General features: G+C 71.2%; 19 protein-coding genes, 1 tRNA gene and 1 pseudogene. 14 read left to right on the top strand and 7 right to left on the bottom strand.

Annotated elements, in window-relative coordinates; translation table 11 throughout:
- Positions 1-63: 63 nt before the first annotated feature.
- On the top strand, positions 64-558 hold the full coding sequence (locus AB0J39_RS06490) for a DUF1707 domain-containing protein (protein ID WP_363462409.1): 495 nt from the start codon (positions 64-66) through the stop codon (positions 556-558).
- Positions 559-638: 80 nt separating this feature from the next.
- Here AB0J39_RS06490 and AB0J39_RS06495 read toward each other — a convergent pair.
- A pseudogene (locus AB0J39_RS06495) lies at positions 639-1334 on the bottom strand (amino acid ABC transporter ATP-binding protein); the annotation flags it as partial.
- Between AB0J39_RS06495 and AB0J39_RS06500 the strand changes: the two are divergent.
- On the top strand, positions 1294-1503 hold the full coding sequence (locus AB0J39_RS06500) for a hypothetical protein (RefSeq protein WP_363462444.1): 210 nt from the start codon (positions 1294-1296) through the stop codon (positions 1501-1503). The pseudogene AB0J39_RS06495 and the gene AB0J39_RS06500 sit on opposite strands and share 41 nt — an antisense overlap.
- Before the next feature lie 190 nt (positions 1504-1693).
- Complete coding sequence (locus AB0J39_RS06505; protein ID WP_363462442.1) at positions 1694-4177, top strand: SpoIIE family protein phosphatase; 2484 nt, start codon at positions 1694-1696, stop codon at positions 4175-4177.
- A 102-nt stretch (positions 4178-4279) separates the two neighbouring features.
- On the opposite strand, the gene AB0J39_RS06510 is transcribed toward AB0J39_RS06505, so the two are convergent.
- Positions 4280-4365 (bottom strand) — tRNA-Leu (locus AB0J39_RS06510).
- A gap of 212 nt (positions 4366-4577) precedes the next feature.
- On the opposite strand from AB0J39_RS06510, the gene AB0J39_RS06515 reads away from it, so the two are divergent.
- From AB0J39_RS06515 to AB0J39_RS06525, 3 genes are all read left to right on the top strand, one after another.
- Positions 4578-5873: a M20/M25/M40 family metallo-hydrolase gene (locus AB0J39_RS06515; RefSeq protein ID WP_363462410.1), complete on the top strand. Its 1296-nt coding sequence runs from the start codon at positions 4578-4580 to the stop codon at positions 5871-5873.
- Between the two features lie 111 nt (positions 5874-5984).
- Complete coding sequence (locus tag AB0J39_RS06520) at positions 5985-6611, top strand: hypothetical protein (RefSeq protein ID WP_363462411.1); 627 nt, start codon at positions 5985-5987, stop codon at positions 6609-6611.
- A gap of 204 nt (positions 6612-6815) precedes the next feature.
- A complete protein-coding gene (locus AB0J39_RS06525) occupies positions 6816-8957 on the top strand; it encodes a chaplin family protein (protein WP_363462412.1) in 2142 nt (713 codons plus the stop codon).
- 337 nt (positions 8958-9294) lie between these two features.
- On the opposite strand, the gene AB0J39_RS06530 is transcribed toward AB0J39_RS06525, so the two are convergent.
- On the bottom strand, positions 9295-9480 hold the full coding sequence (locus AB0J39_RS06530; RefSeq protein ID WP_142624889.1) for a DUF5703 family protein: 186 nt from the start codon (positions 9478-9480) through the stop codon (positions 9295-9297).
- Between the two features lie 268 nt (positions 9481-9748).
- Between AB0J39_RS06530 and topA the strand changes: the two genes are divergently transcribed.
- Positions 9749-12427, top strand: a complete 2679-nt coding sequence (gene topA, locus AB0J39_RS06535; protein WP_363462413.1) for a type I DNA topoisomerase — start codon at positions 9749-9751, stop codon at positions 12425-12427.
- 60 nt (positions 12428-12487) lie between these two features.
- Here the strand turns inward: topA and AB0J39_RS06540 are convergent, their stop codons facing one another.
- Positions 12488-13651: a cellulose binding domain-containing protein gene (locus AB0J39_RS06540; protein ID WP_363462414.1), complete on the bottom strand. Its 1164-nt coding sequence runs from the start codon at positions 13649-13651 to the stop codon at positions 12488-12490.
- Positions 13652-13921: 270 nt separating this feature from the next.
- Here AB0J39_RS06540 and AB0J39_RS06545 point away from each other — a divergent pair, with 270 nt between their 5' ends.
- The 6 genes from AB0J39_RS06545 to ricT all read left to right on the top strand — a co-directional run bounded on the left by AB0J39_RS06545 (position 13922) and on the right by ricT (position 21971).
- Complete coding sequence (locus AB0J39_RS06545) at positions 13922-15223, top strand: metallophosphoesterase (RefSeq protein ID WP_363462415.1); 1302 nt, start codon at positions 13922-13924, stop codon at positions 15221-15223.
- A 151-nt stretch (positions 15224-15374) separates the two neighbouring features.
- Positions 15375-17444: a dTMP kinase gene (gene tmk / locus AB0J39_RS06550; RefSeq protein ID WP_363462416.1), complete on the top strand. Its 2070-nt coding sequence runs from the start codon at positions 15375-15377 to the stop codon at positions 17442-17444.
- 164 nt (positions 17445-17608) lie between these two features.
- The gene (locus AB0J39_RS06555; protein WP_363462417.1) at positions 17609-18787 is read left to right on the top strand and encodes a DNA polymerase III subunit delta'; all 1179 of its coding nucleotides are present in this window, start codon (positions 17609-17611) and stop codon (positions 18785-18787) included.
- Between the two features lie 85 nt (positions 18788-18872).
- Positions 18873-19385, top strand: coding sequence for a SigE family RNA polymerase sigma factor (locus tag AB0J39_RS06560; protein WP_363462418.1), 513 nt, complete (start codon positions 18873-18875; stop codon positions 19383-19385).
- Positions 19382-20980 (top strand): hypothetical protein, encoded by a 1599-nt coding sequence (locus AB0J39_RS06565; protein ID WP_363462419.1) that lies wholly within the window; start codon positions 19382-19384, stop codon positions 20978-20980. The genes AB0J39_RS06560 and AB0J39_RS06565 overlap by 4 nt, the downstream gene beginning before the upstream one ends.
- A gap of 139 nt (positions 20981-21119) precedes the next feature.
- Positions 21120-21971, top strand: coding sequence for a regulatory iron-sulfur-containing complex subunit RicT (gene ricT / locus AB0J39_RS06570; RefSeq protein ID WP_363462443.1), 852 nt, complete (start codon positions 21120-21122; stop codon positions 21969-21971).
- A gap of 238 nt (positions 21972-22209) precedes the next feature.
- On the opposite strand, the gene AB0J39_RS06575 is transcribed toward ricT, so the two are convergent.
- From AB0J39_RS06575 to AB0J39_RS06585, 3 genes are all read right to left on the bottom strand, one after another.
- Positions 22210-24000: a family 43 glycosylhydrolase gene (locus tag AB0J39_RS06575; protein WP_363462420.1), complete on the bottom strand. Its 1791-nt coding sequence runs from the start codon at positions 23998-24000 to the stop codon at positions 22210-22212.
- Positions 24001-24291: 291 nt separating this feature from the next.
- Positions 24292-24480 (bottom strand): hypothetical protein, encoded by a 189-nt coding sequence (locus AB0J39_RS06580; protein WP_363462421.1) that lies wholly within the window; start codon positions 24478-24480, stop codon positions 24292-24294.
- A gap of 420 nt (positions 24481-24900) precedes the next feature.
- Positions 24901-25029 (bottom strand): hypothetical protein, encoded by a 129-nt coding sequence (locus AB0J39_RS06585; protein ID WP_363462422.1) that lies wholly within the window; start codon positions 25027-25029, stop codon positions 24901-24903.
- 144 nt (positions 25030-25173) lie between these two features.
- On the opposite strand from AB0J39_RS06585, the gene AB0J39_RS06590 reads away from it, so the two are divergent.
- The gene (locus AB0J39_RS06590) at positions 25174-26118 is read left to right on the top strand and encodes a Gfo/Idh/MocA family oxidoreductase (protein ID WP_363462423.1); all 945 of its coding nucleotides are present in this window, start codon (positions 25174-25176) and stop codon (positions 26116-26118) included.

Consider the following 26118-nt stretch of genomic DNA (forward strand, 5'->3'; position numbering starts at 1 on the left):
TTCATGCGACGCTTGCGTTATCCACAATCGCGGAGATCGTCTGCCCGACTCCTGGAGGCCCCCTTGACCACCGACTCCGGCACAGCGCTGGGCTCCAGGCCCGCCGCCGCCCCGGCCACCGCTCCCCGGGCCGGCGCCGCAGAGCGTGACCGCGCCATCGAGCTGCTCGGCGACGCGTTCGGCACCGGCTACCTGACCAAGGAGGAGTTCGACGAGCGCCTCGACATCGCCACGCGGGCGCGGCACCGCGGCGAGCTCGACGCTCTTCTCGCCGACCTGCCGGCCAAGCTGCGCACGTCGAGGGACCGGGCGCTGCGCAGGGCCCGGAAGGCCAGGGCGGCCAGGCTCGGGGTGCGAATCCACGCCGGCGTCTACGCCGGCGTGTCGCTCCTCATGGTGGTCGTCTGGCTCGCCGTCGGCCGGGCGACGGACTTCTGGTATCCGTGGCCGATCTGGCCCGTCCTGGGCTGGGGCGCCGGAGTGCTGGGCCACGCCGTACCCGTGACCCTGGCGATCCGCGCCCGCGAGCGCCGGGAGAGGTCCAAGTCGCTCGCTTGACCACCTCGCCAGGGTGGGTGGACTCGCACCGGGCCGAGGAGCCTCGCCGGTCCGTGGACCGCGGCCCCTGCGACCGGCGCTCACTTCGTGGTGGAGCCCTCCTTGCCGCCCAGGACGCTGGACAGGAACGCGCGGGTGCGCTCGTGCTCCGGCGCGGCGAGAAGGTCGCGGGGACGGCCTTGTTCGACGACCACGCCGTCGGCGAAGAAGGTCAGCCGGTCGCCGACCTCCCGGGCGAAGGCGATCTCGTGGGTCACCACGACCATCGTCATCCCATCGGCCGCCAGGCCCTTCACGACCTCGAGCACCTCGTCCACCAGCTCGGGGTCGAGGGCGGAGGTCGGCTCGTCGAACAGCATCAGCGTGGGCTTCATCGCCAGCGCCCTCGCGATGGCCACCCGCTGCTGCTGGCCGCCGGAGAGCTGGTGGGGCCGCTTGTGCGCGTGGTCGGCCAGGCCCACGCGGTCCAGGTGCTCCATCGCCAGCGTCCGTGCCCGGTCCTGGGACATGCCCAGCACGTGGACGGGCCCGCACGCGACGTTCTCCAGCGCGCTCTGGTGGGCGAACAGGTTGAATCGCTGGAACACCATGCCGATGTTCCTGCGGAAGACGGCGAACTCCTTGGCAGTCCAGGGGTGGTACCTGCCGTCGCGCAGCGCGTGGCCGACCTCCTCCCCGAGCACGCGCAGGCTGCCGCCCAGCACGGGCTCCAGGCCGTTGACGCACCGTAGGAACGTGGACTTGCCCGAGCCCGACGGGCCGATGATGCAGCTCAGGCTGAGTCTCGAGGATGTCTCGCGCTCCCTCGTGGACCGCGGCGCCGAGCGGGTCGTCGCGGCGTGCACCGAGATCGTCCTGGCCTTGGACGCCTCCCGCGTCCCCGTCCCCGTCGTCGACCCCGCCCGCCTGCTCGCCCGCCGGGTCGCCGAACTGGCCCTCCGCTGACCCCGCTGCTGCGACCGTCGTGGGGCCGGCGGCCGCTGCCTTCCGGCAGCGCAGGAGTCATAGTCGTAGGATGACGAAGTAGGTGTTATTCCTGCTGGTCACGAGGCATGCCATGCGGGTGAGCGGTTCGCGTCGCACACGATGGGCCGAGGGAAAAGGCGGACTGACCCGGCGCACGATCGTGGTGAGCATGCTGATCTTGGGCCTCATCTGCGGCGCCTTCGCGTTCCTCCTGCCGGCGATTTCGGGTCTTCGTGAGGCGGTGCATCTCACAAACCACTCCAGGCATGTGCTGACGACCGCGAACCACCTCCACAGGCTCGTCATCGACCTTGAGACCGGTCAGCGGGGGTTCGTCATCGCCGGAGACGAGAGCTTCCTGCAACCGTGGAGACAGGCCCGTGCCTCCATCCCCGAGCAGGCGGCCACCCTGGAGCGGCTCGCGAGCGTCCAGAGCGCCGCGCAGGCAGACCGAGCGCGCCAGATCAAGCAGTCCATCGAGGCCTACATCCGTGACTATTCGATGCCGACCGTGGAGGCCGCGCGGCGAGATCCGGCATCCGTCCGAACCGTGGCGGTGACGGCAGAGGGGAAGCGCCGTGTCGACGCGATAAGGGGCCAATTCGAGCGCTTCGTGAATTTTGAGAATCAACTTCTCGCGTCGCGGCAAGAGCGTGCCGCCGATGCCGCTGTCCGGGCCACCGTGGCGGCGGCGGCCGGTGTGGCGGGGTCGATCCTGCTCATCCTTCTCTTCGACGCCTACCTGATCCGGTCGATCGTCCGGCCGGTCCGCAAAGCGGCCGCAGTCGCTTCCCGGTTGGCCGGCGGAGACCTCACGGCGCGCATGCCGGAAACCGGTGCCGGCGAGATCGGCGAGCTCGAAGTCGCGTTCAACAGCATGGGACGCTCGCTGGAGGAGAGCCGCGAGCTGACAGACAGGGCGCACAGGCGCCTCAAACTGCTGTACGACGCCAGCACGGCGATGGGCACTACCCTCGATGTGAGGCGGACCGCGGAAGAGCTGGTGAAGGTAGTGGTCCCCGAGTTCGCCGACTTCGTCACGGTCGACCTGGTAGCGGGTGTCTTGCGAGGCGATGACCACCAGCCGCCGGACGAGGGCGAGACGCTGTGCCGGGTGGCCGTCGGAGGCATCGAAGACACCGCGTCGTTCCACCCGCCCGGCGTGCCGATCACGTGGGCCCCGTCCACGCCTCAGGCCCGCAGTTTTGACGGTGGCCTCGCCGTGATCGAGCCCGATCTGCGGGCTTCCACCGCGTGGCGGTCCCGGGACCCGGAAGAGACCGATCGGATCCTGGGCGACGGCATCCACTCCCTGATCGCGACTCCGCTACGTGCCCAGGGGATGCGGATGGGCGTGGTCAGTTTCTGGCGCTCGCGTCTGCCCGGGCGATTCGACGAGGAGGATCTGTCCTACGCGGTGGAACTGGCCTCCAAGGCGGGCGTCCTCATCGACAACGCCCGCCGTTACACCTGTGAACGCACCACCGCGCTGACCCTGCAGCGCAGTCTGCTGCCCCAGCGGCTGCCCGTGCAGCCGGCGGTGGAGATCGCCTCCCGTTATCTGCCGGCGAGCGCGCAGACCGGGGTGGGCGGCGACTGGTTCGACGTGATCCCGCTGTCCGGCTGCCGGGTCGCCCTCGTCGTCGGGGACGTCGTCGGTCACGGCATCCACGCCGCCGCCACCATGGGCCGGCTGCGCACCGCCGTACGCACCCTGGCCGACGTCGACCTGCCACCTGACGAGCTCCTCACCCACCTGGACGACCTGGTCATCCACCTCACCAGCGACGAACAGCCCGGCGTGGCGGAACGCGACACGGCGGCGTTCGCCGAGCTGGGCGCCACGTGCCTGTACGCCGTCTACGACCCCGTCTCACGCGTGTGCACCGCGGCCACCGCCGGTCACCCGCTGCCTGTCCTGCTCACTCCCGACGGCACCACGGAACTGGTGAGCGGGCCGGTCGGCCCTCCTCTCGGTGTCGGCGGCCTGCCTTTCGAGAGCACCGAGCTGCGCTTGGCCGAGGGCACCGTCATCGCCCTGTTCACCGACGGCCTGGTCGAAGCCCGCGACCGGGACATCGACCAGGGCCTCGCCGAGCTGCGCCGTGCCCTGGCGCTGCCGGCGGCGTCACTCGAAGACACCTGCGACGCCGTGACCGGCGCCCTGCTGAACGGCCGCGCGGCCGACGACGCGGCCCTTCTCCTCGCGTGCACCGAAGCCCTCTCCCCGGACCAAGTCGCCACGTGGGACGTCCCCGCCGACCCGGCCCTGGTCGCACCCACCCGGAAGCTCGCCATCGAGCAGCTCTTCGTGTGGGGACTGGACGAAATGGAGTTCGTCACCGGCCTCGTGGTGAGCGAGCTGGTCACCAACGCCATGCGCCACGGGACCGGCCCCATCCAGCTGCGACTGATCCGCGACCGCACACTGATCTGCGAGGTCTCGGACGGCAGCAACACCGCACCGCACCTGCGCCGGGCCCGCGTCTTCGACGAGGGAGGCCGCGGGCTGCTGCTGGTCGCACAGCTCACGCAGAGTTGGGGCACGAGGCAGACGATCAGTGGCAAAACCATCTGGTGCGAACAGGCCCTGCCTCCCCCCATGCCGAGCACGGACGGGGCACCTGGCGACGAAGTCTCCAGGGCGGCATGAGACGCGACACCGTCGGGCTCATCCCTACGGCTGACCTACCGCTCGGGTAAACAAAAGTGAGGGCCAAGACGAATCTCAGCCCTCACATGAGGAAATGACTTGTGTCCGAGGGGGGACTTGAACCCCCATGCCCATCACTGGGCACTAGCACCTCAAGCTAGCGCGTCTGCCTATTCCGCCACCCGGACGTGGTGCCTTACGCAGGATCGTCATCCCGCGTCGGCGGATACAGGTTAGCACTCTCTCCGCCCTGCTTCATACCGGGAATGCGCCCGGCGCGGCTCGCGGCAGCCCGGGGGTGAACGTCACGCCCGTACGGCGGCAGGATGGAGGCGCGAGCCGTACGACGTGAAAAGGGCGGGCCGGACCTCGGACGGATCCGCCGGCAGGAGGAGGCGCAATGACCCCACGCTACGGGGAGGACGAGGTCGCCGAGCTGTGCCGCGACCTGATCCGCATCGACTCGGTCAACGCGGGGGACAACGCGGGGCCAGGGGAACGTGAGGCCGCGGAATACGTGGCGGGAAAGCTGTCGGAGGTCGGCCTGGAGCCGCGGATCCTCGAGTCCGACCCCGGGCGGGCGAACGTGGTCGCCCGTGTCGAGGGCGCCGACCCGAGCAGGGACGCCCTGGTCCTCCACGGCCATCTGGACGTCGTGCCGTTCGACGCCGCCGACTGGACCCATCACCCGCTGAGCGGCGAGATCGCCGACGGGTGCGTCTGGGGCCGCGGTGCGGTCGACATGAAGGACATGGACGCGATGATCCTCGCCGTGGTGCGGCGGCGGCTGAGCGAGGGGCGCAGGCCTCCCAGGGACGTCGTCCTCGTCTTCACCGCGGACGAGGAGGCCGGGGGGCACTACGGCGCCCAGTGGCTGGCCGAGCGGCACCCGGACGTCTTCGAGGGCTGCACCGAGGCCGTCGGCGAGGTCGGCGGCTTCAGCGTGACCACAGAGCAGGGCAGGCTGTACCTGATCGAGGCGGCGGAGAAGGGCATCGCCTGGATGCGCCTGACCGCCAAGGGCAGGGCCGGGCACGGCTCGATGCTCAACGACGACAACGCCGTGACCGAGCTCGCCGAGGCTGTCGGCAGGATCGGCCGGCACAAGTGGCCGGTGAGGCTCACGCCCACCGTGCAGGCGTTCTTCGAGGAGGTCTTCGGCACGGAGGTCAAGGCGGAGGACGCGGAGGCGGCGGTGGCCACCCTGGGGCCGCTGGCCCGGATGATCGGCGCGACCCTCCGCAACACGACCAACCCGACCATGCTCCAGGCCGGGTACAAGGCGAACGTCATCCCCCAGATCGCGAGCGCGCACGTGGACGGCAGGTTCCTGCCGGGCTACGAGGACGAGTTCTTCCAGACCGTGGACGAGCTGCTCGGGCCGAACGTGACCCGGGAGTTCGTCTATCACGACGTGGCGGTCGAGACCCCCTTCAAGGGCCCGCTGGTCAAGGCGATGGCGGACGCGCTGCACGAGGAGGACCCGGGCTCGCGGGCCGTTCCGTACACGCTGAGCGGCGGCACCGACCTCAAGGCGTTCAGCCGTCTCGGCATCAGCGGGTACGGCTTCGCGCCCCTGCGGCTTCCCGAAGACTTGGACTTCTCCGGGATGTTCCATGGCGTCGACGAGCGGGTTCCGGTCGATTCGCTCCGCTTTGGCGTCCGGGTCCTTGACCGTTTCCTCGAATACTGCTGAGAAAGCTCTTGCGATCACATGCCGTGCCGCTACAGTAACTCTCCGTTGGGGGTTGGATCCGCTCCGGGTTGACCCGGCGGGCTGTTCGACTCAGCGGTTTGGGGAGGTCGCGTGACGCGCACGTCGCAGGAGCAGTGGGGGGCCGACAGGCCCGTCACCGCTCCCGGCGTGCGCGTCACGTCTCCCGGCTCCGTCGAGCGGGGCCGGATGGCGCGGTTCGCGGCCGGTTCCCGTCTGGGCCGCCTGTTGGTCATCGGCGGGCTGATCGCCGCCGGATGGCTGCTCGGCGTGGTCTTCGGCGTCTTCGGCACGGCGACGTCCGTGGCCGGGGCCGCACCCTCACATGATGTCGCCGGGTCGGTTCTTCCCGACCGTCTCACAGGTCCGGATCTCGGCCTGACGTCCTCACCGGGCGCGGCCGGGTCCCATGGGGAGAGCACCGACGGTTTCCCCACGGCGACGAACGACGTCTCGGTGAACGCCGAGGCGATGGCGGGGCGCACGGTCGACGGGCTCACGAGCCAGTCGAAGCCTCTGCTCCCGCCGCCCTCCACCGCGGACCACGCGCCCGCAGACCAGGGCCTGGTCCCGCAGTCGAGCGGTGGAAGCATCCTGTTCGGGGATGTCGCGCGGGATGTGTTCGAACCGCGCTTCACCAAGCTGCCCGCCCCACTGGCGGCGGTTGTTCCCCCGGTGGTCCGCACAGCGGCGGACGACCCGTCTTTCTCTCCTGACTGATCCCGCCTTCGTGCCGGTCCCCGTCGTACGGCGACCGGTGCCATCGCCTGCCCTCGCTCGTGGTGCCCGGGCGGCAGGCTCCCGCGGGTGACGCGGAATCTCCCATCCTCGTGACCGTCCACGGCTCCGCTGTGCTCATACAGCCTGGACATGCGTCGCGAGCTGTCAGGTAACCCCCTAGAAGAACCACTAGGAGCATTCATCATGCGAACGTGGGCGAAGGGCTCGGCTTCCGCGGCGTTTCTGGCCGCCGGCGTCATGGCCCTTGGCAACGGTGCGGCTTTCGCCGACACCGACGGCAGCCATTCCGTGCTCGGCGGCAACCAGGTCGACATCCCGGTGACCCTGCCGATCGACATCAGCGGCAACGCGGTGGCGGTCGTCGGCGAGTCCCGGGCCTCCTCCCTGGGCGGCGCGGCCGTGCAGGGCGCGGGCGTGGGCGCAGGGCGGAACAAGACCTCCGGAGCGGGCAGCATCCTCGGCGGCAACCAGGTGGTCGCGCCGATCAACGCCCCGGTCAACGCCTGCGGCAACGCGGTGTCGGTCATCGGGCGGTCCGACGCGAGCTGCCGTGGCGGCGCGGCGGTCAAGGGCTCGGGACAGCGCGCGAGCGCGGGCGGCAACCGCACCAGCGGCGTGCACAGCATCGGGGGCGGCAACCAGGTGGTCGCGCCGATCACCGCGCCGATCAACCTGTGCGGCAACTCGATCGCCGTGTTCGGCGACGCCACCGCCGGGTGCCGTGGCGGCGCCTTCGTCGGCGGCGGCCGTGACGGCGTCCGCGCCGGCGGCAACCGCACCAGCGGCCGCGGCTCGGTCCTGGGCGGCAACCAGGTGGTCGTCCCGATCACCGCACCGATCAACGTATGCGGCAACTCCGTCGCGATCATCGGCGAGGCGTTCTCGGGCTGCCACGGCGGCTCATCCGTGGGCGGCTCCGGCGGCCACGGCAGTCACGGTCACGGCGGTCAAGGAGGCCATGGCGGTCACGGTGGTCACGGTGGTCACGGTGGCCACGGCGGGTACGGCGGTCACCACGGGGGCGGTCACACGCACCGCCCCGGCTCGACGGGACACGACAACGACGGCCGCTTCTCGGTGGGCAGCGGCACGCAGGTGGTCGCGCCGATCGTCACGCCGGCCGACGTCTGCGGCAACGGCTCGGGCAGCTGCCAGGGCGGTTCCAAGCCCGGCCACGGCGGCAAGGGCGGCTACGGCGGTCACGGTGGCCACGGGCACGGCGGGCACGGGCACGGTGGCCACGGGCATGGCGGGCACGGCGGCTGGTCCGGCGGCGGCGCGGGCGGCAACGTCACCAGTGGCGTGCACAGCGTCGGCGGCGGCAACCAGGTGGTCGCGCCGATCACCGTGCCGATCAACGTCTGCGGCAACGCCGTCGCGATCATCGGTGACGCCTTCGCGGGCTGCCGCGGCGGCGCGACCGTGGTCGGCGGCTGGACCAAGCACGGCGGCCGGGGTGCCGGCGGCAACGTCACGTCCGGTCGTGGCTCGATCCTCGGAGGCAACCAGATCGTCGCCCCGATCACGGCCCCCGTCAACGTCTGCGGCAACGCGGTGTCGGTCATCGGCCGGTCCCAGGCGGGCTGCCGTGGCGGCGCCTCGGTCCTCGGCGGCGGGGGCGGCGCGGGCGGCAACATCACCTCGGGCAGGCACGGGATCCTCGCGGGCAACCAGATCGTCGCCCCGATCACCGCGCCGATCAACCTCTGCGGCAACGCGGTCGCCGTGCTCGGCGACGCCGCCGCGGGGTGCCTGGGTGGTGCCCAGGTGGGCGGCGGCTGGAAGCACCACGGCTACCCGCAGCACAAGGCCGCCCGTGGTGCGGTCATGCCGGCCATGCCGGGTGCGTCGATGCTGTCCGGCAAGCACACGGTGCAGCCGATGAGCGCCGCCGCGACTCCCTCCGCTCCGGTCATCGGCGATCTGCCGAACATGCTCGGCCTGCCGGAGACGCCGAGCCTGCCCGGCGCCCCCGCCAAGAAGGGGAACAAGGGCGGCAGCACCCCGGCGGCCGTCTCCAAGGCCGGCGGCGCGCTGGGCGACGCGACCCGCACGCTGCCCGCCCAGCAGACGCTGGAGGACGCGACCGCCTCGCTGCCTGTCGCCGACACGGCGCGCAGCCTCCCGACCGGCGACCTGAGCAAGAGCACCGACGTGCTGCCGCTCGGCAAGCTGAGCGGCCTCAAGCTGATGAGCGCCGAGCAGCCGGTCGGCCTGACCGGGATGAACCCGGCCTCGTTCCTCGCTCTGGCCCTCGGCGCCATGTTCGCCGCTTCGGCGAGCCTGTTCGCCGTCACCCGCCGCTTCCGGCTCGGCCGCAAGTAGCCGTACGGCCGCGCGTGTCGGCGCGGGAACACCTCCGGCGGCGACGGCCGCACGGATGTGATCCGGCGGCGCGCGGCTGACGGAGGCGAGGGATATCACTCGCCCGCGCCAGGGAGCGTTCGACAGAGGCTCCCGGCGCGGGCGACCAGGACGCCTTCCCACCGCCAGTGGGTGGAGGCACGAACGCTTTGCCCGTTCCGGGGGCGCGGCCCGGGACGGGCAAAGCTCATTTGCCGAGTAATCTTCGCAAGACGGGTCGGCGCACGTTTGACGCGCGCGCCGGCGGACCGGGAACGGGCAAAGCCCTTTTGACCGTGCGCGTCCGCGTCCCGGCGGCTCACATGGTCCTGGCGGCCCGTATGATCTTCCGACGCAGCCGGACGCGCCTGCTGCCGTCGGGATAAAGGCGTAGCCGCTCCAGTTCCCAGTCCCCGTGCTCGGCATGCTCGGTGAGCATCTGCCTCGCCACCTCACGAGGGGTGTCCCGAGGGAGATACAGGTCCAGGTAGGAGTAGTCGAGCACAGCCATTGGTCTCCGGGGCGTGCTAGGGAACTCGTTGGGCTCTATTCTGCGTCTCCGTGGATAACAGCGCCAGGCGGGTTACATTCCCGGACATAACCGGGTAGCCCGAGGGGGAGGAACGTGCGGCGGCAGGTACCTTCAAAGCGGCGCCTCCTCGGCGCCCCAAGGGGGTAATCGCCCCCGGCCCGGACGACGAGGGTGTCATGAGCCGGGAGCACGAAGCCCGGCAGCACGGGGAATGACAGCGGACAGCGAGGTAGGAAGCAGCGTGCCAGCCAACAACGGCAACGCCGGCGGAACCCGCCTGGTGATCGTGGAATCGCCCGCGAAGGCGAAGACGATCGCCGGGTACCTCGGGCGCGGCTACATCGTCGAATCGAGCATCGGCCACATCCGTGATCTTCCGGAGAAGGCCGATGACATCCCGGAGAAGTACAAGAGCGAGGCCTGGGCCCGCCTCGGGGTGAACGTCGACCACGAGTTCGAGCCGCTCTATGTCGTGAACCCGGACAAGAAGTCACAGGTGTCCAAGCTCAAGCAGCTTCTCAAGGAAGCCGACGAGCTCTACCTCGCCACCGACGAGGACCGGGAGGGCGAGGCCATCGCCTGGCACCTGCGCGAGGTGCTGAAGCCCAAGATTCCCGTGCACCGCATGGTGTTCCACGAGATCACCCCGCACGCGATCAGAGACGCGGTCTCCAACCCCCGCGACCTCAACCTCCGCTTGGTAGACGCGCAGGAGACCCGGCGCATCCTCGACCGCCTCTACGGCTACGAGGTCAGCCCGGTCCTGTGGAAGAAGGTCAAGCCGCGGCTGTCCGCCGGCCGTGTCCAGTCGGTCGCGACCCGGCTGGTCGTGGAGCGCGAGCGGGAGCGGCTGGCGTTCACCGCCGCCAACTACTGGGACCTGCAGGCGCTGTTCGACACCGGCCGCGCCGGCGACGACCCCCGGACGTTCTCCGCCAGCCTCACCGGTGTGGACGGCAGGCGCGTGGCCCAGGGCCGCGACTTCGCCTCCACCGGCAAGCTGAAGGGCGCCGACGTCCTCCACCTCGACGAGGCCGCCGCGAGGGCTCTCGCCGCCCGTCTCGAGGGCGTGTCCTACGCCGTGCGCTCGGTCGAGCGTAAGCCGTACACGCGCAAGCCGTACGCGCCGTTTCGGACGACCACTTTGCAGCAGGAGGCGAGCCGCAAGCTGGGCTTCTCCGCCAAGTACACGATGCAGGTGGCCCAGCGGCTGTACGAGAACGGCTACATCACCTACATGCGTACCGACAGCATCACGCTGTCGGAGACCGCCGTCGCCGCCGCCCGCAACCAGGCGATCAAGCTGTACGGCTCGGCGTACGTGCCGGACAAGCCGCGCGTCTACACCAGCAAGGTGAAGAACGCCCAGGAGGCGCACGAGGCGATCCGGCCGTCCGGTGAGGAGTTCCGCACACCGGGCGAGACCGGCCTGTCCGGGGACATGTTCCGGCTGTACGAGCTGATCTGGCAGCGTACGGTCGCCTCCCAGATGAAGGACGCCGTCGGCGAGTCGGTGTCGGTCAAGGTCGGCGGCACCTCCAGCGCTGGAGAGAACGTAGAGTTCAGCGCCACCGGACGGACGATCACCTTCCACGGCTTCCTCAAGGCGTACGTCGAGGGCGCGGACGACCCCTCGACCGACCGGGACGACTCGGAGAAGCGCCTGCCCACGCTGACCGAGGGCGACCGGCTCACGGCGGCCGAGCTGACCGCGCTGGGGCACTCGACCAAGCCGCCCGCGCGTTACACCGAGGCGTCGCTGGTCAAGGAGCTGGAGGACCGCGAGATCGGGCGGCCTTCGACGTACGCGTCCATCATCGGAACGATCCTCGACCGGGGCTACGTGTTCAAGAAGGGCACCGCCCTGGTGCCGTCGTTCCTCGCGTTCGCCGTGGTCAACCTGCTCGAACAGCACTTCGGCAACCTGGTCGACTACGACTTCACCGCCGACATGGAGAAGGTCCTCGACGACATCGCCAACGACCGCGCCGAACGGGTGCCCGAGCTGCGCAGGTTCTACTTCGGCGGCGGGGACGGCGACGAGGGCCTGAAGGAGATGGTCACCGACCTCGGGGAGATCGACGCCAAGGAGATCAGCTCGTTCCCGATCAAGGGCACGGACATCGTGATCAGGGTCGGCCGTTACGGGCCGTACCTCGACCGCGACGGCGCCCGGGTGAACATCCCCGAGGACATGGCGCCCGACGAGCTGACCGCGGAGAAGGCCGAGGAGCTGTTCTCGCGCCCGAGCGGCGACCGCGAGCTGGGCGTCGACCCGGCGACCGGCCGGACGATCGTGGCCAAGGACGGCCGTTTCGGCCCGTACGTCACCGAGATCCTGCCCGAGGAGCCCGCGCCCGCGGAGGGCAAGAAGCGGACGAAGAAGGCGGACGTTCCCAAGCCGCGGACCAGCTCGCTGTTCAAGACGATGTCGCTGGACACGATCACGCTGGACCAGGCGCTCAAGCTGCTCCAGCTGCCCAGGGTCGTCGGCGAGATCGACGGCGAGGAGGTCACCGCGCAGAACGGCCGATTCGGGCCCTACATCAAGAAGGGGACCGACTCGCGTTCGCTCGGCTCCGAGGAGGACCTGCTCACGGTCACGATCGAGCAGGCCAAGGAGCTGTTCGCGCAGCCGAAGGCGCGCGGACGCGGCCGGGCCGCCGCCGCGCCGCCGCTGCGCGAGCTGGGCGAGGACCCGAACTCCAAGAAGCCGATCGTGGTGAAGGAGGGCCGCTTCGGCCCGTACGTCACGGACGGCGAGACCAACGCGTCCCTGCGCAAGGGCGACACGGTCGAGGACATCACGCTGGAGCGGGCGGCGGAGCTGCTGGCCGAGCGGCGGGAGCGGGCGCCCGCTCCCAAGCGCACGACCCGCGCCAGGACGACCGCCGCGAAGAAGCCCGCCACGAAGTCGTGATCCACGGCCCCGGGTGGCGGCCGACGGCCGCCACCCGGGTGCCGTCCGCGCCTGCGCAGGTCAGGCTGTGGTGCAGGTCGTGCCGTTGAGCGTGAAAGCGCTCGGCGGGGCGGAGACGCCGGTGTGGGAGGCGTTGAAGCCGATGCGCGCGGACGCGCCCGGTGCGAGGGTGGCGTTCCAGGGCAGGCTGGTGGCCGTGACCGTGTTCCCCGGCGCCTGGCTCCAGCCGGCCGACCAGCCCTGGACGATGCGCTCGCCCGCGGACGGGAAGGCGAACCGCAGCGTCCAGCCCGAAATCGGCGTGGTGCCCGTGTTTGTGATCACCAGGTCGGCCGTGAGGCCCGTGCTCCACGTCGACTGGGTGTAGCCGACCTCGCAGGTGGCGGCGGGAGTCGCCGAGGGGCTCGGCGAGGGGCTCACTGGGGGGCTCGGCGACGGGCTGTACGTGGGGAACCCCTGCCGGGCCACAGTGGTGATCGGGTCGGACGGCAGGCTGAGGTTGCCGGCCGCGTCCCTGGCGACCACCACGTAGGTGTACTTGTGGCCCGTCACCAGGTTGCCCTCCATGAAATAGGTGGAGGACGCGGCGCCGGCCCGCACCCAGCCGGTCGCGGTCAGCCGGAAGACGACGTAACCGGTGACGCCGACGTTGTCGGTCGACGCCGACCAGCAGAACTCCGTGCCGGGGAAGTCGGCCACGCAGCCGTCGTGCAGCCCGGTGGGCTTGCTGGGCGAGGTGGTGTCTCCGGTCACCGGGCTCGGGCTGACCACCATGCCGGTCACCGCCTGCGCGTTGATCAGCGCCGTCGGCGGGCTGGTGTGGCCGTCGGCGTCCTTGGCCACGATGTAGAAGGTGTAGGTCCGGCCGTACGCCAGGCCGCCCATCACGACGGTGGTGCCGGTGGTCGACGTCGTCTTGACGAAGCCGTCGGCCGTGAGCCGGTAGACCTCGTAGCCGGTGACGCCGACGTCGTCGGTGGACGCGCTCCAGCACAGGCCGACGTATCCCTCGGTGGTGCCGGCCGGCACCGGCGGCGGGCACAGCCGCACGCTCGGCGGCGTGGTCGGCACGGCCGGATCGCTGTTCGGCGACGGGCTCACGCTGGTTCGCGGGGTGGGGGAGGGCGTGGCGTCCACCGCCGCAGCGGGCGTGCCGTGGAGCGCGATCGCCGCGACGGCCACCCCTCCTGCGGCCATCCACGCCAAATGCCGGGGACTTCTCATGTGTCACCTCGTGTCGTCCGCCCCCGGAGATCTGCCGGAGGCATCGTCTCCAGAACGCTTCCGTCGCGATCGTCCGCCCGTTCTCCGGGGTGGGCAAAGATCACCGGTGGTGGCACGGCATGAGGCCGACTCGACGGTGAAAATTTCAGCGGGCGCCGATTCTCGCCGTCGCACCCGGGAACGCGGCCGCCGGTGTGAGCTCGTAGCATCGTCGTCGGCCGGGCCGTGATCGCCAGCCGGTCGAGGGGAGTTCTCGTGGGGTTCGTGGGCATGATCCTGACAGCCGTGGTCGTCGTGCACCTCTACTTGTGGCGGCGGCTGGTCAGGGCGTCGACGACGCCGGGATCGCGCTCGCGCCGGGTGCTGACGTGGGTGCTCGTGGCCCTGGCGGCCCTGATGGTGGTGACGTTCGTCGGCAGCCGGTCCTTCGGCATGGACGTCGAGCGCGTCGTGGCCTGGCCCGGCTACCTGTGGCTGGCCATGATGTTCTACCTGTTCGTGTTCGGGCTGGTCATGGAGGTGCCCCGGGCGGTCGCGACGTTCCTCGTGTCCAGGCGCCGCCGTACGACGGCCGTGGCTGCGGGCGAGCGGGCCGAGGGGGAGGCGGCGCCGGTGGACGAGGTGGTGCTCGCGGGTGCGGCGGCCGGGGGAGGCTCCCCCGCGCCCGGCACGGCCGCGACCGGCGGGCAGGCGGTGGAAGGGATCGGCACGGGTGCGCCGGCGATCGACCGCAGGCTGTTCATCTCCCGCACGGCCTCCGCAGTCGTGGCCGCGGGTGCGCTCGCGACCGTGGGCTACGGCGTGACCCGCGCTCTCGGCGACCCGGTGATCGAGCGGGTGCCGGTCCGACTGCCCCGGCTCGACCCCCGGATGAGCGGCCTGCGCATCGCGGTCGTCAGCGACATCCACCTCGGCCCGCTGACCGGCCGGGGCCACACCGAGCGGATCGTCCGGATGATCAATGGCCTGGAGGCCGACGCCGTGACGATCGTGGGCGACCTGGTGGACGGCACGGTCGCCGAACTGGGCCGTCTCGCCACGCCCCTGCGGTCCCTCGAATCCCGTTATGGCGCGTATTTCGTGACCGGCAACCACGAGTACTACACCGCGGGCGGCCCCCTGGAATGGATCGAGGAGCTGCGCTCGCTGGGCGTCCGGCCGCTGCGCAACGAGCGAGTCGAGATCCGTCACGCGGGAGCCGTGCTCGACCTGGCGGGAGTCAACGACCTGAACGGCGCGCCGTCGGGCGACGGCCCGGACTTCGACAGGGCTCTCGGGGGCCGCGACGCGAACCGGCCCGTCGTGCTCCTGGCCCACCAGCCCGTCCAGGTGACGCAGGCCGCCGCCCACGGCGTCGACCTCCAGCTGTCCGGGCACACCCACGGCGGTCAGATGGCGCCGTTCAACCTGCTGGTGACGCTGCAGCAGCCCGTGGTGGCGGGGCTGGCGAGCGTGCCGCGCGCGGGCGGCGGCGACACCCAGGTCTACGTCACGCGGGGCGCGGGCTTCTGGGGGCCGCCGGTACGGGTCGGCGCGCCACCCGAGATCACCCTCGTCGAGTTGCGGGCCTGACCGCTCCCCGGAACACGGGAATCCGGCAGAACATTGGCGCCATCTCGACAGCGAGGACGAGGCGGACGTAATACCCTCAGGCGACGAGCAGGCCTCCACGGCCCGCTCGTCCGTCTCCCAAGCCCAGCTAGCACCTGGATACGCTGACATCATGAGCATCCCTGGCCGTGCCGCCGCCGCGCGACGCAAGCAGCCGCACGTGCTGGCGAACGCGCCGTTCCGCAGGCTGTGGACGGCGATGGCGACGTGCAGCCTCGGTGACTGGCTCAACATCATCGCGCTGACCGCCCTGGCCGGTAACCTCACCGCCGGATCCGGCTTCCAGGCGCAGAGCCTCGCCATCGGCGGCGTCTTCGTCGCCAAGATGCTGCCCGCGATCCTGCTCGGCCCGCTCGCGGGAGCGGTGGCCGACCGGTTCGACCGCAGGCTGACGATGGTCGTCGCCGACCTCGCGAGGTTCGCGGTGGTGCTGTCGATCCCGCTGGTCGGCGTCTACCAGTGGGTGATCGTCGCGACGTTCCTGGTCGAGTGCGTGAACCTCTTCTGGGTGCCCGCCAAGGACGCCACCGTGCCCAACCTCGTGCCCAAGGAGCGGCTCGAGGAGGCCAACCAGCTCAACCTTCTCGTCACGTACGGCACGGCCCCCGTGGCCGCGGCGCTGTTCGCGATCGTGTCCGCTGTGGTGACGACGATCTCGGCGGCCGTCCCGTCGTTCACCGTCGCGGCCACCAGCGTGGCGCTGTACGCCAACGCGCTGGCCTACCTGGCCTCCGCCGCGATGGTCTTCACGCTGCGGGCCATCCCCAAGAACCACGTCAGGCACGTGGCCGCGCCGTCGGTGTTCCGGCAGATCACCGAGGGCTGGCGGTTCGCCGGCGGCGACCGGATCGTGCGCGGCCTGATCATCGGCATGCTCGGCGCCTTCGCCGCCGGCGGCGCGGTCGTCGGTGTGGCCAAGGCGTACGTGCAGGCCATGGGCGGCGGCGACGCGGGGTACGGCGCGGTGTTCTGCGCCGTCTTCCTCGGCATGGCGTTCGGCATGTTCTTCGGCCTGCGGCTGCTGAAGGGGCTGTCCAGGCGGCGGCTGTTCGGGCTGTCGATCGTGCTCGCGGGGCTGACGCTGGCCGCCGTCTCGCTCATCCAGAACCTCGTGGTCGTCGTCGTGCTGACCGTGGTGCTGGGCGCCTGCGCCGGCATCGCCTGGATCATCGGCTACACGGTGATCGGCCTGGAGGTGGAGGACGGGCTGCGCGGCCGTACGTTCTCATTCCTGCAGTCGCTGGCCCGGGTGGTGCTGCTGCTGGTCGTGGCGCTGGCCTCCACCCTCGCTGCGCTGTTCGGCGCGCACGTCGTCCGGATAGCCGGGCTCAGCTACCGCTTCGACGGCACCAACCTCGTGCTGCTCCTCGGCGCGCTGCTCGCGATCGCCGTCGGGGTGGTCGCGCTGCGGCACATGGACGACCGTCCCGAGGTCCCCATCGGGGTCGACCTGCTGAACGCCCTGCGCGGGCGGCGGTTCGTCCAGGAGGAGGAGACGAACCCCGAGCGCGGGCTGTTCATCGCCTTCGAGGGCGGCGAGGGCTCGGGCAAGACCACCCAGTCGCGGCTGCTCGCGATCTGGCTGCGCGACCAGGGCTTCGACGTCGTGCAGACCCGCGAGCCGGGCTCGACCAAGGTCGGCATGCGGTTACGGGCGATCCTGCTCGACGCCGCGCACCAGGGCCTGTCCCCGCGGGCCGAGGCGATGCTGTACGCGGCGGACCGGGCCGAGCACGTGGAGAAGGTCATCAGGCCGGCGCTGCAGCGGGGCTCGACGGTGGTCTGCGACAGGTACGTGGACTCGTCGCTGGCCTACCAGGGCGCCGGGCGGTCGCTCGAAAAGGAGGACGTCGCGAGGATCAACAGGTGGGCGACGGGCGGGCTCGTCCCCGACCTCACCGTGCTCATCGACGTGCCGCCCGCGGTCGGGCTGCGGCGCATGGCCTCGCCGGCCGACCGCATCGAGGCCGAGCCGCTGGAGTTCCACGAGCGGGTGCGGCGGGAGTTCCGGGCGCTGGCGGCGGCCGATCCCGACCGGTATCTCGTGGTGGACGGCACGCTCGACCAGCGCGAGGTGACGCGCCTGATCCAGGATCGGGTGCGGGAGATCCTGCCCGATCCGGTGCCGCAGGAGGCCGAGGAGGCCACCGGCACGATGCCCGCCATCCGCGACTTCGGATAGCGGCATGAGCGAGCGGAGCGAGCGAATCGACAAGCACAGCGCGATTCGCGAATGCGACCCCGAGCCGCCAGGCGAGGGGGTGGCATGAGCGAGCGGAGCGAGCGAATCGACAAGCACAGCGCGATTCGCGAATGCGACCCCGAGCCGCCAGGCGAGGGGGTGGCATGAGCGTTTTCGGGGATCTGATCGGGCAGGACCGGGCGATCGACGTCTTGGGGCAGGCGGCCTCGGCCGCCGCGGAGGCCGTCGCCGGGGGCCGCGGCGCGGGCATGACCCACGCCTGGCTGTTCACCGGGCCGCCGGGATCGGGGCGGTCCACGGCCGCCAAGGCGTTCGCGGCGTCGCTGCTCTGCGGTCAGCGGGGCTGCGGCCACTGCGACGCCTGCCACCAGGTCGAGGTCGGCTCGCACCCGGACGTCACGTTCGTACGGCCCGAGGGGCTGTCGTACAGCGTGCGGCAGACGCGCGAACTCGTGCTCAAGGCGGCGGGGGCGCCCACGCTCGGCCGGTGGCGGATCGTGCTGTTCGAGGACGCCGACCGGGTGACGGAGGCGGCGGCGAACGCGTTGCTGAAGGCCATCGAGGAGCCGCCGCCGCGGACCGTGTGGCTGCTGTGCGCGCCCTCCCCGGACGACATGATCATCACGATCCGCTCGCGCTGCCGGGTCGTGACGCTGCGCACGCCCTCCACCGAGGCGGTCGCGAACGTGCTGGTGACCCGCGACGGAGTGCCCCACGACGTGGCGCTCGACGCCGCGCGGGCGGCCCAGGGGGACATCGGCAGGGCGCGGCGGCTCGCGCTGGACGAGGAGGTGCGGCGCCGCCGCGACGACGTGCTGTCGATCCCCCGGTCGCTGACCGGCGTGGCGGAGTGCATCACCGCCGCCGAGCGGCTGGTGAAGACCTCCACCGAGGACGCCGACGCGGCCACGACCGCGCTGAACGAGACCGAGACCGCCGAACTGCGCAAGGTCTACGGTGAGGGCTCCTCGGGCAAGGGGCTCAACAAGGGCCTCGTACGGGGCGGCGCGGGAGCGCTCAAGGAGCTCGAGACCATGCAGAAGTCCCGGGCCACCCGCATCAAGCGCGACTCCCTCGACCTCGCGCTGCTCGAACTCGTGGCGTTCTACCGCGACGTGCTGGCCGTGCAGTTCGGGGCTCCGGTCGAGCTGGCTAACGAGGACCGCAGGCACGAGGTGGAGACCCTCGCCCGCGCGTCCACTCCCGAGCAGACGCTCCGCCGTACGGACGCGATCATGAAGTGCCGGGAGCGGCTGGCGGCCAACGTGAACCCGCAGATCGCGGTCGAGGCCATGACCCTCGCCCTCCGCTCTCCCGCGTAGGACGCGAGCAACCCCGGCGGGCGTACGGCGTCTCTGGTACATGAAGGCCGAAACGCTCGATCTCGATCAGCAACCCGGGGGGCCCGTGAGCGTCCCGCCTCTGTCGGCGGGCGCCGACGACACGATCAGTGGTCTCTACGCCGAGCACGCCCTCGGCCTCACCCGGCTCGCCCTGATCATGGTCGGCGACCGGGAGAGCGCCGAAGACGTGGTGCAGGAGGCGTTCCTCGGTCTGCACCGGCGCTTCGGCGGCCTGCGTGACCGGGACAAGGCGCTCGTCTACGTGCGCGCCGCGGTGCTCAACAACGCCCGCAGCGTGCTGCGCAGGCGGCGGCTGCCGTCCTGGTTCGCCGGCACGTACGACCCGCCCGTCTGGTCGGCCGAGTCGGCCGCGATCCTCGGCGCGGAGCGGCGGGAGGTCATGGAGGCCCTCCACCGCCTGCCCCGGCGCCAGCGGGAGGCCCTGGTCCTGCGCTACTACGCCGAGCTGTCCGAAGAGGAGACGGCGCGGGTCATGAAGATCAGCCGGGGCACCGTCAAGTCCACCACCTCCCGGGCGCTCGACGCGCTCGGCCGCCTCCTGGGAGAGACCCGATGAACGACGTCATCCGCCGGTTGCAGGACGCCGCCCACGCGGTGGGGGAGACGGTCGACGCCGTCCCGCCGTTCGTCCCGGAGACCGCCCCGGTCCGCCGCCGTACGCGCGTGAGCACTGGACGGGGCAGGACGTGGCTGATGCCGGTCGCGGCGGCGGCCGCCGTGACGCTCGCGGTCGCGGGCGGCGCGGCCGTCGCGCGCCACGGTGGCGTGACCGGCGACACGGCCGCCGGCATCGCCGTCGGCCCGGCCGCCGACCCCGCCTTCCTCGCACAGATCGGCGACCCCGGCGACATCACGATCAGGAGCGTCGCCGACGGGCACAGCACCGACGTCGTGCCGCGGCCCGCGACGGACGAGGGATTCGCCGTGGTGCAGGCGACGCGCGACAACCGGGTCTTCTACGCGGCCACCGTCTCGGACGGCTGCCGCTCGCGGCTGTACCAGTTCACCCTGGACGGGGAGGGGAGGGTCGCCTCACAAGGCGAGCTTCCGTACGCGCCGCCGGCGGGCACCGAGATCACCGCGCTCGCGGTGAGCGGCGACGGTGCGACGCTCGCGTACGGGCTGTTCTCCTGCGAGCCGGGGCAGCCGCGCGTGTCCCTCGTCGTCACCGACACCGCGACCGGCGGCAGCCGTACGTGGACGTCGACGCGTCCGGCGAGCGTCCGGGATCTCTCCCTGACCGAGGACGGACGCCGCGTGCTCCTCACCAGGGCCATGGGAACGGCCTTCGGGATCTCGGAAGTACCCCGGCTTTCCATGTCGGAGCCCCCGGCCTCGGGGGCGGAGCCTTCACCGGTCAACGCGGCCACGTCCGCGCCGGGTGCGGAGACGAGTGTGACTTCCGAGCCGGCATCCGCCGACCCCGCGGCGAGGCCCGCCGGGACCGAGGCGGGTGTGGCCGCGGGCCGCGAGGCGGTAGAGCCGGCCGGGACCGAGACCGGAGCGCCCCCCGCGCCGGACTCGGGAGCGCCCGGCGAGGCCGGTGCGTCGGCGGCGGCCTCCGCGCCGGACGGCCCCGGGGCCGACGTCGCCGTCGCGGTGTCCGATCTCCCCGGGTCCCCGCCGGACGGATGGGGATGCAGGGCGCGGTCGACGGGCGCGGAGCCCAGTGGCTCTCCGGAGGACACTCCGGATGCGAAGGTCGTTTGGGCCTGCTCGGGTCCGCAGGATCCGATGCTGCTCGACACCGGCGTCGCCGGCACCCTCGACGACGCCCGTGTGATCAGGCTGACGCCTACGACAGGGACGTCCCCGGCCCTGATTCTCGGGGTCACGATCACACCCGACGGGTCGCGAGTGATCGCCGCGCAGACGACCCTCAAGCTGAGCACGGCCGGGGAGGACGCGATAAAGGACGACGTCGACGGCATCGTGGCGTACGACCTCGAAGGGCGTCAGATCGAGGTTCTTCATGCCCGCGCCGGCAGAGGGGTGATTCCGACCGGGATGCTCGACGTGGACGGCACCGGCCGGAACTTCCTGGTCTCCAGACCCGGTGAGCTGGGCGAGATCACTCCGTCCGGCTACCGGACGCTGCACTCCTACGGCATTTCCCCGAAGGGCGCGCCCGTCGGCAAAGCGGCCTGGTAGGCACACCACTCCGGCGGGGCCGGGTCTCCCGGCCCCGCCGTGGGTTTGTCCACAGGCCATGATTGCCGGCGCCGTACGACACGTATGGTGGGTTCGGACGCGTTAGCCGTACAGGATCGAGGAGGGCCGGCGCTTGGGCATGATGATGGCGGTGAGCTTCACCCGCTACGGACGGCTCTACTACCTCGATCCCGGTGGTCACTCTCCCAAGGTGGGCGACAAGGTCCTCGTGCCCACCGACTCGGGCCCGGAGGTCGCCGAGTGCGCGTGGGCGCCGCAGTACGTGAGCGAGGACGTCGAGGGCCTGCCCGTCTGCCAGGGCATCGCGGGCGAGGAGCACCTGTCCAGGGACGAGGCCAACCGCCGCCGCAGGGCGGAGGCCAGGAGCGTGTCCAAGCGCCTGATCAAGCGCCATGAGCTGCCGATGAAGGTCGTCGGCGTCGACTACCTGGACGCCGACAACGTCTACACCGTGTACTTCTCCGCGCCCCACCGGGTCGACTTCCGCGCGCTCGTGCGTGACCTGGCCCGCAACCTGCGGGCCCGGGTCGAGCTGCGGCAGATCGGCCCGCGCGACGAGGCCAGGCTCCAGGGCGGCATCGGCCCCTGCGGCCGCGACCTGTGCTGCGCGACGTTCCTGAAGGACTTCGAGCCGGTCTCCGTGCGGATGGCCAAGGACCAGGACCTTCCGGTCAACCCGCTCAGGATCGCGGGCGCCTGCGGCCGGCTCATGTGCTGCCTGAAGTACGAGCACCCGCTCTATCAGGAGTTCCGGGCGTCGGCGCCGCGCGCGGGCCTCGCGGTGGACACCCCACAGGGCCCGGGCACGGTGGTGGGTCACAACGTGCCGTCCGACTCCGTCATCGTCCGCCTCAACGAGGGCGGCCGCCGCTGCGCGTGTTCCAAGGCCAGCGTCTGCGCGCCCCGCAAGGCCCACGACTCCATGTACGGCGAAGCGCAGCCGGTGGCCGAGGGCACATCCGAGAGCTGACGAGCGCCGTCGCGGCACGGCCGGGGAGGCCCGGCCGACGGCGGCTGAGCCCACGGTGTCTGACGGCCGAGCCCATGATGCCTGACGGCGGCGAGCCCACGGTGTCTGACGGCGCGGCGAAGCGGTGGTGTCTGGCGGAGGCGAACCCACAGCCCCTCGCGCGCCCGGGTGCCGTGGGTTCGCCACCTCGTCCTTCAGCGGCCTCCCGCTGTCGTGCTCACGAACTCGTCCGTGGTGCTCACGGGCTCGTGCAGGTGAGGGACGGCGTCGACGGCGTGCCACCGGCGGTGAAACCGAAGGTCGTCGAGGCGGAGGCCCCCAGCGAGCCGTTGTACGAGACGTTCTTCACCGACACGGCCGAGCCGCTGGTGCTCAGCGTGCCGTTCCAGACCTGGCTGATGCTCTGGCCGTTGCTGAGGTTCCATTTGACGGTCCAGCCGTTGATCGGCGAGCCGCCGGCCGTGACCGTGACCTCGCCCTGGAAGCCGCCGCCCCACGAGTTGGTGGTGCGGTAGGTCGCGCTGCAGGCACCGCCGGCCGGCGACTGGGCCGGGCTGGGCGACGGTGAAGCCGGGGGTGTCGGCGACGGCGAAGTCGGCGGCGTGGGGGAGGGCGAGACCGGGGGTGTCGGCGAAGGCGAGGAGGTCGGCCCGCTGCCGCTGAACTGCCACCAGTTCACGTTCATCAGGTAGCCGCTCCCGCCGGTGAACCTGAGATACAGGTCGTGGGTGCCGGTCGCGCCGGTGACCGGGCAGGAGACGGTCGTCCAGGTCTGCCAGCCGCCGGTGCCCGGGACGTCGCACGTCCCCATCAGCGTGCCGCTGACGCTATCCCGCCGCACCTCGATCTTGCCGCCGGCGGAGCCCGAGGCGACCCGCGCGCTGAAGGACCTGGCGCCGGTGCCGAAGGCGACGCCCTTGACCTTGATGTAGTCGCCGTTGTCGATGAACCCGACGTTCATGCCGCCCTCGTTGGACGGCTCGGTCTCGACGCCGGACTCCCAGGCGATGGTCTCGGCCTCCTGCCGGACGTACGGGTCCAGTGTGCCGACCTGGGGCGCCCCGGTCGTGGTCATGGTGATCGTCGGGATCGTGCCGTCGGCGTTGTAGCTGAACTTCTCCACGGCCACCGAGCGGGTGAAACCGCCGCCGCCCGGCAGCGCGCCGTTGTGGTAGAAGAAGTACGAACCGCCGTTGAAGTCGACGATCCCCGGGTGGTTGGTGAAGCTGCCGCCCTGCGTGGGCATGACCGTGCCCCGGTAGGTCCACGGCCCGGTGGGGCTGGTGGCCGTGGAGTAGGCGATGAATTCCGAGCAGCACTTCGCCGCGAACACGTTGTAGTACAGGTTGCCCCGCTTGTAGACCCAGGGTCCCTCTTCGTACAGGGTCGGGCGGCTGGCGTCACCGGTGCGGGTGCCGAACCCGGCGGTGGTGAGGTTGATCTTCGTAGGGCTGCCGGAGTAGGAGATCATGTCGGCGTTCAGCTTGACGTACCACAGGTTCGGGTTGCCCCAGTAGAGGTAGGCCTGCCCGTTGTCGTCGATGAAGACGGTGGGGTCGATCTCGCCGTTCTCCACCAGCGGGCGTCCGAGGGCGTCCTTGAAGGGGCCGGTGGGGCTGTCGGAGACGGCCACGCCGATGGCCATCCTGCCGGACGCCCGGCTGGTCGTGGGGACGTACCAGTAGAACTTGCCGTTCCGGTAGATGGTCTGGCCCGCCCACGCGTCGGATTTCGCCCAGCTGAAGCTGGCGACGCTCAGCGGCGAGCCGTGGTCGGTCCAGTTCACCATGTCGGCCGACGACCAGACCCGCCATTCGTTCATCGTGAACCACGTCGAGCCGTCCTCGTCGTGGCCGGTGTAGAGGTAGACCCGGCCGTTGTGGACGAGAGGCGCCGGGTCGGCGGTGTAGATGGTCTGGATTATCGGGTTGTCCGCCCTGGCCGCGGTGGCCGGGAGTAACGCCAGCATGCACAGCAGGCCCACGATCCAGGTCGCGGTGCGCCTGGACAGTGAAAACGCGTATCTCACATGCGCCTCCTGAGGTGGTGGTCGCTCACCGTGCGCGCCGGGCCGTCGAGACCCTCATGTGAGCGTTAACGACACCTGTGAATGTGAGCGTTAACAATTCACGGTAGGCGACCGTGGTCATGCGGCGGAGCCAACCTCAGGCATGAGGGACGGTCAAGGTCGCCGACATGGAGCGGGCCCTGCGGGCCTGGCGGGCTCCGATCCGCGCAACGGTGCTGAGCTGGCTCCGGAGCTTCGCCGAGCGAGCCGCCGACCCCCGCGGGGATGTGAAACTTTCACCCTTTGAGGGAGTTAACGTACGGGCACGTCGTCGATTTCGCCGAAGAGGCCGGCGTCGAAGGTCACGCTGGTGACGCCCGGCGGCGGCGGGGGCACGTAGAAGAAGCCGCGGTTGGCCGTGCCCGGCTTGACGTCGAACGTCGCCCAGCCCGGGTCCACATAGTCGTCGGGGCCTCGCGGATCGTCCGGTCCCATCCGCACGGCCCGGTAGACGGTGCGCGACGCCGGATCGACGACGGAGAGGCGGTGTACCAGCCGCCGATGTAGGCGACGTCCCCTCCGTATCCCGTGCCCGCGCCGAGGTCCCCCGGGCCGAGGTTGACGACGTCGAACACCGCGACGAGATAGGCGCCGTCGCGGTAGAAGGGCTTCACGTCGATGCGGAGCCGCCGCCCGGACGGTTGCCCGGTGGAGGTCCGGCTGGCGACGGTCTCGCCGTCCTCGGCGTGGAAGGCAGCCGGCCGTCCCCCTTCCGTGCCGCCGGTTTTTGCGGCACCGGAGCCGGCGGTACGCGGCCGGATCCGGTAGGAGATCTCGACGCGCCGGTTCTCGGCGCGCGCCTCCTCGTCGTGCACCCCACCTTCGGGCGACGGGCTCGGTCTCGCCCCTGCCCGTCGTGCGCTACCGGTACGCCCCGCCGAGGCGGGCCGCCAACTCTCCGCGTACGGCCTCGCCCTCGACGATGCCGTACAGGTCCTGGACCCTGCTCGTGACCTGTCCGGACGGCTCCCGGACCGGCCAGGACACCATGGCGCCCGGCGCCGGCGTGCTGCCGGGGGCGGCCCCCGGCGCCTCGGGACTGTACCCGCCTGGCGGCCCGCCCGAAAAAGGAGTTGAGGATGGTTCTGTACTCACCTGTACGGTTGAGCGCGTCGAGCGAGGAGGACGGTCTTCATGGGTGATCAGGTCAGGGTCGGGTTCGTCGGGCTCGGGATCACCTCTCGCAGCCACTTCGCGGTGCTCGAGCAGCGGCCCGAGGTCGCCCTGGAGTTCACCGTCGACCCCGGGGTCACCGAGCCGCCCGCGTTCCGCGCGACCACTGCGGCGCACTACCGCGACCTCGCCGAGGCGCTGGACGCCCACCAGCCGGACCTGCTCGTGATCGCCACGCCGACGCCGACTCATGTGGACCTGACGATGCGGGCGCTGACGCTGTCGTCGGCGACGGTGCTGGTGGAGAAGCCGCTCGTGCACGACCTCGCCGCGCTCGCCCGGCTCCGCGAACTGGACGGGGAGACCGACGTACGCGGCCGGGTGTTCACCGCGCACCACTTCGCCTTCGCGCCCGAGGTCCGCTGGGCGGCGGAGCAGATCGCCGGGCATCCCGAGTGGGGCCCGATCACCCGGATCACCTCGGCCTTCTACGACCCGTACGTCCTGCGGGGCGAGCAGGCCTTCGCGTCCTACGTGTCGAGCTGGACGGACTCGGGGGTGAACCAGCTCAGCATGCTGGCCCGCTTCGCCGAGCCGACCGCGCTGACCTCACTCCACGAGATGGACGGCGGCGCGAGCGCCTGGGCCACGTGCGAGTTCCGCTCCCGCGGCAGGACCGGTCTCGCCTCGCTCCGATCGAGCTGGCTCACCGGCGAGAGCAGCAAGGGGACGACGCTCACCCTCGGCGAGACCGACGTCGAGGTGGTCATCGACCACACCGCGAACACCGGCTTCGCCGCGCGGGCGGGCGCCCTGCTCGCGGCGTACGGCCACGACGGCCGCACGCCCAGGAAGACGGCGCGGCACCGGCCGCTGTACGAGAGCCTGCTGTCCGGCGCCCCCGACCCCGTGCTCGGCTTCGACACGACCGCGAAGATCACCGAGCTGCACCATTCGAGGCCCTGA

Origin of the sequence: Microbispora sp. NPDC049633, from assembly GCF_040675265.1 — a bacterium.
GTDB lineage: Bacteria > Actinomycetota > Actinomycetes > Streptosporangiales > Streptosporangiaceae > Microbispora > Microbispora maris.